Annotated in this window: 10 protein-coding genes and 1 pseudogene; 7 read left to right on the top strand and 4 right to left on the bottom strand. The window is 67.6% G+C overall.

The window, feature by feature from the left end:
• Positions 1-467: 467 nt before the first annotated feature.
• Positions 468-1274, bottom strand: a complete 807-nt coding sequence (locus tag J3A75_RS31510) for an SDR family NAD(P)-dependent oxidoreductase (RefSeq protein ID WP_071000267.1) — start codon at positions 1272-1274, stop codon at positions 468-470.
• Between the two features lie 291 nt (positions 1275-1565).
• Here J3A75_RS31510 and dps point away from each other — a divergent pair, with 291 nt between their 5' ends.
• From dps to J3A75_RS31480, 6 genes and pseudogenes are all read left to right on the top strand, one after another.
• Entirely contained in the window at positions 1566-2102 is a 537-nt protein-coding gene (gene dps, locus J3A75_RS31505) for a DNA starvation/stationary phase protection protein Dps (protein ID WP_043074865.1), read from the top strand.
• 594 nt (positions 2103-2696) lie between these two features.
• Positions 2697-3821, top strand: coding sequence for a sensor histidine kinase (locus J3A75_RS31500; RefSeq protein WP_043074863.1), 1125 nt, complete (start codon positions 2697-2699; stop codon positions 3819-3821).
• Entirely contained in the window at positions 3805-4230 is a 426-nt protein-coding gene (locus J3A75_RS31495) for a response regulator (RefSeq protein WP_043074862.1), read from the top strand. The genes J3A75_RS31500 and J3A75_RS31495 overlap by 17 nt, the downstream gene beginning before the upstream one ends.
• 7 nt (positions 4231-4237) lie before the next feature.
• Positions 4238-5410, top strand: a complete 1173-nt coding sequence (locus tag J3A75_RS31490; protein WP_071000266.1) for a hybrid sensor histidine kinase/response regulator — start codon at positions 4238-4240, stop codon at positions 5408-5410.
• Positions 5411-5607: 197 nt separating this feature from the next.
• The gene (locus J3A75_RS31485) at positions 5608-6171 is read left to right on the top strand and encodes a Crp/Fnr family transcriptional regulator (protein WP_071000265.1); all 564 of its coding nucleotides are present in this window, start codon (positions 5608-5610) and stop codon (positions 6169-6171) included.
• Between the two features lie 89 nt (positions 6172-6260).
• A pseudogene (locus J3A75_RS31480) lies at positions 6261-6984 on the top strand (response regulator); the annotation flags it as partial.
• Between the two features lie 39 nt (positions 6985-7023).
• Here J3A75_RS31480 and J3A75_RS31475 read toward each other — a convergent pair.
• The 3 genes from J3A75_RS31475 to J3A75_RS31465 all read right to left on the bottom strand — a co-directional run bounded on the left by J3A75_RS31475 (position 7024) and on the right by J3A75_RS31465 (position 9135).
• Complete coding sequence (locus J3A75_RS31475; RefSeq protein WP_043074860.1) at positions 7024-7944, bottom strand: molybdopterin-binding protein; 921 nt, start codon at positions 7942-7944, stop codon at positions 7024-7026.
• Positions 7941-8825, bottom strand: a complete 885-nt coding sequence (locus J3A75_RS31470; RefSeq protein WP_236961835.1) for a cytochrome b/b6 domain-containing protein — start codon at positions 8823-8825, stop codon at positions 7941-7943. Before J3A75_RS31470 ends, J3A75_RS31475 begins: the two co-directional genes overlap by 4 nt.
• Positions 8826-8901: 76 nt before the next feature.
• The gene (locus tag J3A75_RS31465) at positions 8902-9135 is read right to left on the bottom strand and encodes a hypothetical protein (protein ID WP_043074859.1); all 234 of its coding nucleotides are present in this window, start codon (positions 9133-9135) and stop codon (positions 8902-8904) included.
• 560 nt (positions 9136-9695) lie between these two features.
• Between J3A75_RS31465 and J3A75_RS31460 the strand changes: the two genes are divergently transcribed.
• Positions 9696-12251, top strand: a complete 2556-nt coding sequence (locus tag J3A75_RS31460) for an ATP-binding protein (protein WP_071000264.1) — start codon at positions 9696-9698, stop codon at positions 12249-12251.
• Positions 12252-12374: the final 123 nt, after the last annotated feature.

Genomic DNA, 12374 nt, shown 5'->3' with positions numbered 1-12374 from the left:
GGGCAACCGACCGGGGCTGGGAGGCGTCGGCAGGCCGATGTCCTCGGTCACCGGCGGGACTTCGCCGGATTCAATGTCGTTTCCCATCGCCTTGCCCTACGCTCGACAGCGAGGGACAACGCGGAAGTATCCGGAAGGTCGCTGGCCCAATCCTAAACCGAGAAGTCGAGACCGGAACGGCAAACGGCCAGACCGTTCGCACCGGAGAGGTCGTCCGTGCTGCCGCCGGCTGCACAACACCTCGCCGGTGCCGCAGCTTGCCTTCCATACGGACAAGGGCATGTGAAGCAGGTGCTTGCTCTGAGACCAGCCCCAGCCCACCGCACGACGCGTGGGACCTGACTCTACCAGCCGCTTCCCGTAGCCGGCCGCAGGATCGCCGAAAGGCAGTCCTAACCGGGCTGACGGCTCAGGTCGTCTCGGAGCTGCAGCGACTTCGTCCGGTACGAGACAGGCTTATCAGCGCCTCAAGCTCCCATGGTCATGACCGAGCCACCGTCGACCCGTAGGAACTCACCGGTGATGAAGCTGGCGTGTTCCGAACAGAGGAACGTGACTGCGGCGGCGACTTCCTCCGCGCGTCCGCGGCGCTTGGCGACGATGCCGGGGCGCTCCTCGTCCAGCGTCACCTGGACCGCCTCGTCGAAGGAGATGCCCTTCTCCCTCGCCTTCTTTTCCATCTGGGCGTCGGTCATCGGCGTGGCGATGAAGGCCGGCCCGACCGCGTTCACGAGTACGCCGTCAGGCCCGTAGGCCTTGGACAGTCCCTTAGCGAGGTTCAGGACGCCCGCTTTGGCCGCGGCATACGGCAGTTCCTCGACGTAGGGCTGCACGGCGTCCTCGGAGGAGAACAGCACGACCCGGCCCCAGCCGGCCTTGCGCATGTGTGGGATGAACGCCCTGGTCGCGCGCACTCCGGCCATGAGATCAGTTTGAATTGCCTCAAGCCAGTCGTCGTCGGTCAATTCGAGGAAGTCCCCCGACGCCCCGGTGATGCCTGCGGCGCAGACGAGGATGGTGGGCTTGTCGTCGAAGGCCATGTTGGCGAAGGCGGCGAGCACGTCGATCCCCTTGGCCGTGCTCAGGTCCGCCTCAACGGCGCGAACCTGGCCCAGCGCCGCCAGTTCGTTGGTCGTCGCCTGCAGCTCGGGACCTTCCTTGTCAGTCAGGACGACGTGGACGCCCTCGCGCAGAAGGTGTTCGGCGGTCGAGCGGCCCATGCCCGACTTGGCCCCCGTCACGACTGCGACCCGTCCGCTGATGCCGAGATCCATCTCTACGGTTCCGTTAATCCTTGGGAGGTCCACCCGGGGGCCCGGCAGGACCGGTAGTTGAGAAGTCCGCCTTTTGACGGGAGTTCCGTTCCCTTGATCCTCCCCGGGGGGAGCACAAGCTTGACGTTTGCGTGCGCCTGGACCGAACGACCACTTCAACTGGTGCAACGACCCCGCGTCGAACCGATGCACCCTGGACGATGCAGGCCTGCAAACCTGCAGGGCGGTGTCCGACTGGGGGAACCTCCTTTACGCTCCACTATTGCCGCCTCGACACAGTGGAGCACAGGCATGGCGACGAGCAGCACCCCGCGTACTCACCAGACCCGCAACAACACCAATTCCAACGCCAAAAGGGTTTCCATCGAGGCGCTGAACGCACGGCTGGCCGACGGCATCGACCTCGCCCTCGCGATCAAGCAGGCCCATTGGAACCTGAAGGGACCGCAGTTCATCGGCATCCACCTGATGCTGGACGGCTTCCGTGCCGAGATCAGCGACCTCAACGACAAGGTAGCGGAGCGGGCGGTTCAGCTCGGCGGTACGGCCCTGGGAACGGCGCAGGTCGTGGCGGGATCGACCAAGCTCCCCGCCTACCCGACCGGCATCTATGCCATCGCTGACCATATCGCCGCGCTGATAGACAGCTATGCCGTGTACGCCAACGCCGTGCGCGAGAACATCGACGAGACCGATGAGGCGGGAGACCCCGACACCGCCGACCTGTTCACGGAAGTGTCCCGCGCCGTCGACAAGCAACTGTGGTTCCTCGAAGCCCACGTCCAGGAGCCGACAGGCCAGATGCGGGACGGCGACGCCCGCAGCTGAGTTGTGTGCCGCCTCTCCGTGACCGACCGAACGGGGGGCGGCTACGGTGCTCATCGACGAGCGATGCGCTCGGCAGGTCGGTCATCCCCGACACCCAAGCCGCGACCTGCCGAGGCTGCGCGGGAGCTGACCCAGCGTTGCCTGCCCCGCGAGCGACGGGCGTCCCTCAGCCATGACCGGGATTCCGCCGACGCCTCGCGGTCGAAGCAGGGCGGCCGCATTACCGCGCAACTCCATGGCGCGGATGCGCTGGCTGCGAACCAGTACGCACAAGGTTGGAACGTGGATGTCCCCGGGCCTGCATACCGCCAGGTCCACCAGGGCTTCGGCATGAAACTCACGCCCGACTGCCTCGTCCAGCAAGCGGCGCATCGAACCGTATTCCCCGTCGTGCATCCCGATCCACGTCGCTTCGCGGTCCAAGTGAGCCGGGCCCGCTGCCGCGGAGATGTCGACGCGACCACGGCTAGTCAATTCAATCACGCTACGACAGGCCTTGCCGCCACCGCTTTGTCACGGCATGGGGCGTCACGCCTATACCGAAGTGGGCGGGCGTCATCTTCCCCGCCAATCTATCGACCAAGGAGAGCTTGCGTGGAGCGAGCCGCGAACCTGACTGCGGACGACTTCCGGGCGCTCGCCGACGCGCTGCCGCAGATGGCCTGGGTCGCCGAGCCGAACGGCGACATCATCTGGTACAATCGGCGCTGGTACGACTACACCGGCACCACCATCGAGCAGATGCGCGGCTGGGGCTGGCGCGACGTCCACCATCCCGACCATGTCGAGCGCGTCGTTGCGCTCATCAGCGAGGCGTTCCGCACCGGCGAGCCGTGGAAGGACACTTTCCCGCTGCGCGGCACCGACGGCGAGTACCGTTGGTTCCTGTCGCTGGCCGCACCCTACCGCGGTCCGGACGGCGCCATCCTGCGCTGGTTCGGCACCAACACCGACATCACCGAGCGCAAGGGCTTGGAGCGCCGCCTCGCCCGTCACGCCATCGACCTGCGCCGCTCGAACGAGGAACTGGAGCAGTTCGCCTACGTCGCCTCCCACGACCTGAAGGCGCCCCTGCGCGGCATCGAGAACCTTGTCGGGTGGATCGAGGAGGACCTGGAAGGCTCGCTGACCGGCGACGTCCAGACAAACATGGAGTTGCTGAAAAGCCGTGTGCGCCGGCTGGACAGCCTGCTTGACGACCTCCTGGCCTACTCACGGGCCGGGCGGGCTGATGCGACGATGGACACGGTGGACACGAAGTCCCTCGTCGATGAGCTCGCCGTGCTGGTAAGCCCTCCAGAAGGCTTCGCCATCACGGCAGATGCGTCCCTCCCGACGTTACAGGCGGCGCGTGCACCGCTGACCCAGGCCTTGCAGAACCTCATCGGCAACGCCATCAAGCACCACGACCGGCCGGCCGAGGGGCACATCCGGGTCGAGGCGAGGCCGGCAGGGGACGTGGTCGAGTTCGTCGTGACAGACGACGGCCCCGGCATTCCCGAACAGTTCCGCGAGCGCGTGTTCGGCATGTTCCAGACGCTCAAGCCCCGCGACGAGGTCGAGGGCAGCGGCATGGGGCTCGCCATCGTGCGCAAGCTGGTAGACCGTCAGGGCGGGAAGGTCTGGCTCGCCGACGGGCCGGACGGGCGCGGGCTGGCGGTGCATTTCACGTGGCCGCTCGACGGCCGGAAGGGACGGGCGGATGGGATCGACGGTTAACATCCTGCTGGTCGACGACGACGAGGTCGACGTGCAGGGGCTGAAGCGGGCGTTCAAAAAGAGCAAGATCGGCAACCCGATCACGGTCGCCCGCGACGGCATCGAGGCCCTGGAGATCCTGCGCGGCCAGAACGGGCGCGAGCGCCTGCCCAAGCCGCACCTGGTCCTGCTCGACCTGAACATGCCGCGCATGAACGGCATCGAGTTCCTGGAGGCGGTGCGCGCCGACGAGGACCTGCGCTCGGCGGTGGTGTTCATGATCACCACGTCGAAGGCCGACGAGGACCGGATGCGTGCCTACGGCCACAACGTCGCCGGCTACATCGTGAAGCGGGACCCGGCCAACACCTTCATGGAGGCGGTGGCGCTGCTGGAGCACTACTGGAAGGTCGTCGAGTTTCCTGCATAGTCGACCCGTGACGAATCCGACCCGCATCCTGCTGATCGACGACGATGCGGTCGACCGTGCGGCCGTGCGCCGGGCGCTGCGCAAGTCCGGGCTCAAGCATACGCTGACCGAGGCGTCGGGTGGCGAGGAAGGCCAGCGCCTCGCCGCCGAGATGGCCTTCGACTGCGTCCTGCTCGACTACCGCCTTCCGGGTATTGATACCTTCGCACTGCTCAAGACCCTGCTCGCGGCGGAAGGCGATGCGCGGGCGGTGCTGATGCTGACCGGCGAGGCCGACCCGGAGCTCGCGACACGGCTGATGCGGGCCGGCGCGCTGGATTACCTCGACAAGGCCGAGGTCACGCCGTCCGGCCTAGCCAGGGCTATCCGCTACGCCGAAGCGAGGCGGGCCTTTCAGGCGGAGCTTGCCGCCGCGCGGCGGGAGGCCGAGGCGAAATCCCTCGAACTCGACACGCTGAACCGGCAGAAGTCCCTCTTGTTCTCGATCATCGCCCACGACCTGCGCAACCCGTTCCAGGCCCTCCTCGGGCTGTCGGAGGTGCTGGGCAAGGCTGTCGCGGCCCGCGACCCCGCCTCCATCGAACGGCGAGCGAAGGGCATCCACGAGGCGGCGACGCAAGCCTACGCCCTGCTGGAAAGCCTGTTCTCCTGGGCGAGCCTGCAGATGGACACGATGGCGGTCACCCTGACCGACGTCGACCTCGACGCCGTGACCAGTGAGGTGGTGCGCGGCGCGGCGGAGGCCGCCTCGGACAAGGGTTTGAAGATCGAGGTTTCCTGTGGCGGGATCATCGTTCGCGCACAGCGGGACATGCTGACCACGGTGTTGCGCAATCTCGTCGGCAATGCCGTCAAGTTCACGCTGCCCGGCGGGACCATTTCCGTCACGGGCCGCCAGGATTGGGACGACGTCGAGATCTCCGTTACGGACACCGGGGTCGGCATGCCGCCAGGCAAGGTCGACGACCTGTTCCGGCTGGACAGGCGGACCACCACGAACGGCACGGCTGGCGAGCGGGGAAGCGGGCTCGGCCTGCTGCTGTGTCGGGACCTGGTCGAGCGACAGGGCGCCGTGCTGACCGTGACGAGCGCCGTCGACCGTGGCACGACCTTCCGGTTCCGTCTGCCTGCACCGCTCATGGCCAGACAGGTCCCCGCCTCCGCCGCATCGACTTCCTGAACTCCTCCAACGCCCCTGGCCTTTCGGAGGTGACGAAACGTCCGTCGCCCCGGGAAAAAGTCGCGCCTCCTTGGACGACTTTGGCTCCACTCGTCAGGTATCGGACTTCTTCGCGCCAGGAAATCCGCTAGTTCGCAACCCGACGACCAGCGCTGCGACCATCCCCCCGTGAACATCCGCCCTTCATCGACGGCAACTTGCTGCTCGAAGCCCTCGATGCCGACGACCGCAACCTGCCGGCTCTGCACGCCGAGCGGCGCGAGGTCGAACGGGGCGACGTCCTGTTCCGTGCCGGCGACGACGTCAGCCACGTCACCTTTCCGGCTCACGGCTGCGTCGTCATCCTGGTTGTGCCGCTCATGGACGGGAAGTCCGTCGAGACCGCCACGGTCGGTCGCGAAGGCGCCATGCGCGGCGTCGTCAGGCATGGATACCTGCCGGCGTTCGGGCAGGCGGTCCAGGTCGGCGGCCCGGTCGTCCGGATCGACGCCGCGCGCCTGTCCGAGGCCAAGCAGGCCTCGAAGGCCATCCGCGACCTGTTCGTGCGCTACGCCGACTGCCTGCTGGCGCAGGTGCTGCAGTCGGTCGCCTGCAACGCCGCCCATACCATCGAGCGACGCTGCCTGCGCTGGCTCCTGACCCGGCAGGACCGCCTCGGCACGCCCGACTTACCGGTGTCCCGTGAGATCCTAGCCGACATGCTCGGGTGCGCCGCGCCTACCTTACGGAAGTGCTCGGGCGCATACATCGGGAGGGTTTGATCGAGATCGGCCACCGGCGCCTGACGCTGCCGGACCGTGCACGCGCGGAAGCCGCGTCCTGCGAGTGCCATGCCGCCGTCCGACATCACCGCATCACCATCGAGACCGCCAACCGTTGGATCGACGAGGCCGGCGGCCGCCAGCACGACCTCGCGCCCGGCCAGTACCTGGGCGTCTGCGTGACCGACACCGGCACCGGCATGGCCCCGGACCTGATCGGCAAGGTGTTCGAGCCGTTCTTCACGACGAAGCCCACCGGCGAGGGCACGGGCCTCGGCCTGTCCATGGTCTACGGCTTCGCCAAGCAGTCCGGCGGGCAGGTGCGCATCTACTCCGAGGTCGGCGAGGGCTCGACCGTCTGCCTGTACCTGCCGCGGCACTACGGCGAGGCCGACGAGGACGAGGTCGTGCGCAGGCTCGCCGAGGTGGAACAGGCGGGCCAGGGCGAGACGGTGCTCATCGTCGACGACGAGCCCTCGGTGCGGATGCTGGTTACCGAGGTGCTGGAGGATCTCGGCTATACCGCCATCGAGGCGGCCGACAGCGTCGCCGGCCTCAAGGTGCTGCAGTCGGACGTGCGCATCGACCTGCTGGTCACCGACGTCGGTCTGCCAGGGGGTATGAACGGGCGCCAGATGGCCGATGCCGGCTGCGAGCGTCGCCCAGATCTCAAGGTGCTGTTCATCACCGGCTACGCAAAAAAATGCCATGCTCGGGAACGGTTACCTGCGCCCCGGTATGCAGGTCCTGACCAAGCCGTCCGTGCTGGAAACCCTTGCCACCCGCATCAAGGATCTCATCGCCGAGAGTTAGTCTCCCGCGCATGCGCCGACCCCTGATCGCCGCAGCGGGTCAGATTCCCGCGTACCAAGCGTAGCCCTGGTCTTCCCAGTATCCGCCCTTGCCCTCGCCGATGTCGGCGAAGCTCTCCACCACCTCGATGCGCATCACGTACTTGGCTTGCTTGTAGCCGAGGTTGCGTTCGAGGCGCAGCCGCAGGGGAGCGCCGTTCGCCACGGGCAGGGTCTTCCCGTTCAGCTCGTAGGCGAGGATGGTCTGGGGATGGAAGGCGTCCACGAGGTCGATGCTCTCGTAGTAGCGAATGGGCGCGTCGTTGCCAGTGGAGCTTCCCTCGGCGGCCTGCTGGCCTCCGGAATCCCGCTTGTCCTCACCCCCGCCCGATTGCTTCGTCATCGCGGGGTTGGCGTTGCCGCCGGACGAGGCGTCCTCCGTCCCGTCACCCTCGGCGCCATCGTCCTCGCCCTGGTCCATCGTGTCGGCGCAACGGAACACGACGTAGCGCGCCTGCGGTTTCAGCCGTGCCCGGTCCAGGATCTCGGACAGTGGCACGCCGGTCCACTTGCCGATGCAGCTCCATCCCTCAACGCAGTCATGCCGGGTGATCTGCGTCCGGGAAGGGAGCTTGCGCAACTCGGCCAGGGAAAGCTTCAGCGGGGTCTCGACGAGGCCGCACACCTCCAGCCGGTAGTCCGCGAACTTGCGCCGCTCCAGCGCCTTGTAGGCCCGGTCCGGCGGATCCTCGGTGCCGTTCGGCTTGAACCACGGCGAGATGTCGGCCTCGGCGTACTCGGGCGCGAGCGTTCGCTCCGTGAGGAGCAGCCGCTGCACGAACAGGTTCGCGTCCTCGCCGGCCTTGAGCGTGCGCCGGAACCAGTCGGCCTCGCCGAGGCGGTCGCAGCCTCCGAGCATCGCTGCTCCGGCCGCGGCGGTGGCGCCGAGCAGGAGGGAGCGTCGGCTGGGCTTCCGGGTCATGCCCGGTCTCCCGCGCGGTCCGCCGATGCGGGCTCGACCTTGCGCTCAATCACGAACCAGCCGGTGAGCATGCCGCGCATGTTGTTCCAGAACCCCGAGAGCACGACCAAGGCAACGTGGACGACCACGAACAGAACCAGCAGGGCCGCCACGACGAAATGGACCGTGCGGGCCGACTGCCGCCCGTCGAACAGGGTCAGGAGGAACGGGAACGCCGCGTCCATGGCTGGAGACATCGCCAGCCCGGCCAGAACCTGCATCGGCAAGAGCACGAACAGCACGATGGCGTAGGTTAGCTTCTGGATGACGTTGTAGCGCTTGGCCTCGTCGCCTTGCGGGAAACGCAGGGTCACGTGCTCCCACACCGAGGCGGCGAAATGCCGGACCTGGTCGCGCTGCGGGACGACGCGAAAGCGAAGCTGGCCGCTCAGCAGCCCGTACAGGAGGTACAGGGCGCCGTTCAGGACGAAGGCCCAGGCGAAGAAGAGGTGCCAGGAGCGCCCTCCCGTGAGGTCCTGATCGCTGGGAAGCGTCAGCCAGGAGGGGAAGCCGCGGTCGGCCGGCTCGCCGTCAGCGCCGGGCGAGGAGCCTAGCCAGCCGGTGGTGTCGAGGCTGTGGCCTAGCAAGGTCGTGACGCCCTTGGGCGGGTCGTCGTCAGTCGAGGTCATCGACAGCAGCGGGTGATCGAAGGTCGAGACCTTGCCCCAGTACAGGGCCGGGTGGGCGTTGAAGATCTGCAGGCCGCTCATCAGCAAGACGAGCAGGCACAGGGCGTTGACCCAGTGGGTGATCCGGATGACGGCGGGGTGCCTGAACATCCAGCGCCGATGCTCGACCTCTCCGGTGTCGGGGGCGGAGCGCGTCAGGTAGGTGCGGGGCACAAGGGCGGCTCGTCCTGAGGACCGAGGGGCGCGGCGACCGGACCGAGGGTCGGGCCGCCGCGTTCGGGATGGCCGCTTACATGCGGTTCATCATCATCTTCCGCTTCATCATCCGGCGCTTCATCATCTTCTTATGCATCATGCGCTTCTTCATCATCATGCGCTCGCTGTGCGTCATGCGGACCTGCGTGATGCCTGCCGGGCCGGCCTGAAGGCCGTTCGGGCCCATCGGGGCGGCCGAGGCGGCGCCAGTTCCAAGCGCGAGGCTTCCGAGGACCGAGGCGGTGAGCGCGAGGGTGGTGATCTTCATTCGGTATCTCCTTTACAGGGTAGAATTTCCCTTTCGCACAGTGGAGCAAGAAGGGAAATACGTCACAAGTTCCTGATTTATCGAATTAATTTCTTTGATTAGTGGCCTATGGGCGCAACTCTCCGGGCGCCGGGGCGAGGCGCCGCGCCACGCCCCAACCGGGCGTACCCCGACCTGTACGGAGGCTCGCCGCGGAAGGTTTCAGGGGGCGGGAATAATCTGGTCCCGGGCATGAATGGGGTTGTTGGCATTTTACACCCTATTGGCATCACGGACGGGAGCGGACCGGAAGCCGAGCAGCTTGACCTGCGCTGGCCTGTTACTGAATGGAGCGGACTAACCTTCCTTCTGTTGCCTCGCCACCGACAAGGGGACGGCTTCCTCCCCGGCCGGATCTGGGGGATTCGGGCAACCGCGGCACCAAGAAGGCGCGACCGCGAACGTCGCGTGGGCCGGTGCGTTCTCCCAAGGCCAGGCTGCGGACGGGAATAGAGTTGGCACAGGTTCCTCGACGAGCGGACAACACGGCTGCGGCGGGTCCCGCGGCAAGGGCAAGGGCCATGTCCCGGGCGCTCGCCTACTTTGGCATCGCGGTCTCGATCACTGTCGCCTCGGGCTGGGCGTTCCGATTGCCTCTCCTGACGACGATCCTACCGGGCGAGGCGCCGATGGTGGCGCTGACCGCCCTCGCGGTGCTGATCCTGTCGGTCTCGTTGCTGCTCTCGGCCCAGCCCGAGGGGCGAGAGGTCGACAGGTCTGTGGGCCGCTGGCTCGCCGTCGTCGCCGTCGCGGTGGCCGCCGGCGGAGGCATCCAGTACGCCAGTCCGCACGGTTTCCGGCTCGACGACTGGCTGCAGCGGCTCGTGTCAGGCCCGCTCGGGCCGGACAACGGGATGTCGCTCGCGACCGTGGCCTGCGTCCTGGGGGCCGCGGCCGGTATCATCCTCGGCGACGCGCGAGGCCGGACATTCACCCGCCTCGGCGTGGCGACGGCTGCCTTCGCCTTCGTCGCCGCCGCCGTCGGCGGCCTGGGCTACGTCTACGGGGTCGGCGCCCTCCATCAGGGCGGCCCGTTCTCGCGCATGTCGCTGCTCAGCGCCCTGGCCCTGGGCCTGCTGTCGGCCGGGGTGTTGCTCTCCAGGCCGCACGGGCCGTGGGTCGCGACCGTACTCCGCGGCGGCGAGGTCGCGCGTGTCCTCCTGCCGGCCGTCGTGGTCGCACCGCTGCTGCTCGGGGCGCTGGAGATCTACGCCGTCCGTTCGAACCTGCTGGAGCCCGAGACCGGGACCGCTCTCCTCGTCACGGTGCTCGCGATCTGCCTCGCCGCGCTCGCCCTCCGCCTCGCGCGTGACGTCGAGCGGCGCATCGTCGGAGAGAGACGGCTCAGGGATGCTCTCCAGGCCATGAACGAGGCGCTTGAACGGCGGGTGGAGGAGCGGACCCGCGACCTCGCCCAGGCGCAGGACGCCCTGATCCAGGCCCAGAAGATGGAGGCCATCGGGCAGCTTACCGGCGGCGTGGCCCACGACTTCAACAACCTCCTGACCATCATCCGGTCGTCGGTCGAGTTCCTCCGCCGGCCGAACCTGCCGGAGGAACGGCGTGTTCGGTACATGGACGCCGTGTCCGACACCGTGGACCGGGCGGCGAAGCTCACCGGGCAGCTCCTCGCCTTCGCCCGGCGGCAGCCGCTGAGGCCCGAGACCTTCGACGTCGGCTCCCGCCTCGTCGGTCTGGCCACGATGCTGGACACCCTGACGGGGGCCCGCATCCGCGTCGTGACGACCAAGCCCGAGTGCCCCTGCTTCGTGCACGCCGACGCCAGCCAGTTCGACACCGCCATCGTCAACCTCGCAGTGAACGCCCGCGACGCGATGGACGGCGAGGGCACGCTGACCCTCACCCTGTCCTGCGGCAGGGAGAAGCCGGCGATCCGCGGCCACGCTGGCCTGTCGACGCCGTTCGTAACGCTCGGCGTCGGCGATACCGGCGCGGGAATCGCGGCGGAGAACGTGGCCCGCATCTTCGAGCCGTTCTTCACCACCAAGGAGGTCGGCAAGGGCACGGGCCTCGGCCTCTCCCAGGTCATCGGCTTCGCGAAGCAGTCCGGCGGCGACGTCGACGTCGCGAGCGTCGTCGGTCATGGGACCACGTTCACGCTGTACCTGCCGCAGGGCCAAGAGGCGGTCATGGACGTCGTCGAGGACGCCGTCCATGACGACGCACAGGCCGACGACGAGGCCCGGTGTATCCTGGTGGTCGAGGACAACGTGGAGATCGGGCGCTTCTGCACGCAGATCCTGCACGACCTGGGTTACGGCGCGATCCTGACGGAGACCGCGGAGGCGGCGCTCGCGGAGATCGAGGCGGTGCCGTCCCGCTACGACGCGGTGTTCTCGGACGTCGTCATGCCGGGAATGGGCGGCTTCGAGCTGGCGAAGCGGCTGCGGGAGACTCACCCCGGCCTGCCGGTGGTCCTGACGTCCGGCTACAGCCACGTGCTGGCGCAGGACGACGCCCACGGCTTCGACTTGGTGCGGAAGCCCTATTCCGCCGCCCAGGTCGACGGTGCCCTACGTTCGGCGACGCGCCGTCGACGACGCGCGCGCGCACTCGGCATCCATGCGGGAGATGAGCTCATGACCACCTCGAAGCCTCGCCTCGTCGGGCTGAACCACGTCGCGCTTGAGGTCGGAGATATCGGGGAGTCACTCGGGTTCTACCGGGCCGTGTTCTCGTTCGAGCTCCGGGGCACCCATGAGGATGAGGCAGGCCGCACGGTCATGGCCTTCCTCGACATGGGCGACCAGTTCCTCGTCCTGTCGGCCGGGCGGGAACAGCCGGCCGACACGGAGCGGCATTTCGGACTCGTCGTCGATGATCGGACCGGCGTCATGGAACTCGCCGAGAAAGCGGGTGCGAAGGTCCTGGACCGCCCATTCAACTTCCTCGACCCCTGGGGCAACCGCCTGGAGATCGTCGCCTACCCGGATGTCCAGTTTACGAAGGCGGGCGAGATTCTCGGAGGCATGGGCCTGAATCTCGGGAAAGGCGATGAGGCGTTGGGGGAGTTGCGGCGCAAGCTGTCTTCGCCTCCGGCACGCGCCGAAGATTGAAGGCGTGTTTTTCGGGAAAGGCGGGCATCGGATCACCCGCATAAGCGATGGACGGTCGCAGGTCTCCTGGCGCGAACTACAAGAACGATGGCCCCATCCACATACGGAAAATGGCGACCGAGG

The sequence above is a fragment of the Methylobacterium sp. PvP105 genome (assembly GCF_017876975.1).
In the GTDB taxonomy this organism is placed as follows: Bacteria; Pseudomonadota; Alphaproteobacteria; order Rhizobiales; family Beijerinckiaceae; genus Methylobacterium; species Methylobacterium radiotolerans.
The sequence above is the reverse complement of the archived record's forward strand: the minus strand, read 5'-3'. Positions and strand labels throughout refer to the sequence as shown.

Coding starts and splice junctions, on each gene's coding strand:
- J3A75_RS31510 (WP_071000267.1), bottom strand. CDS start 1,274: ATGGATCTCGGCATCAGCGGACGGGTCGCAGTCGTGACGGGGGCCAAG.
- dps (WP_043074865.1), top strand. CDS start 1,566: ATGGCGACGAGCAGCACCCCGCGTACTCACCAGACCCGCAACAACACC.
- J3A75_RS31495 (WP_043074862.1), top strand. CDS start 3,805: ATGGGATCGACGGTTAACATCCTGCTGGTCGACGACGACGAGGTCGAC.
- J3A75_RS31475 (WP_043074860.1), bottom strand. CDS start 7,944: ATGACCCGGAAGCCCAGCCGACGCTCCCTCCTGCTCGGCGCCACCGCC.
- J3A75_RS31465 (WP_043074859.1), bottom strand. CDS start 9,135: ATGAAGATCACCACCCTCGCGCTCACCGCCTCGGTCCTCGGAAGCCTC.
- J3A75_RS31460 (WP_071000264.1), top strand. CDS start 9,696: ATGTCCCGGGCGCTCGCCTACTTTGGCATCGCGGTCTCGATCACTGTC.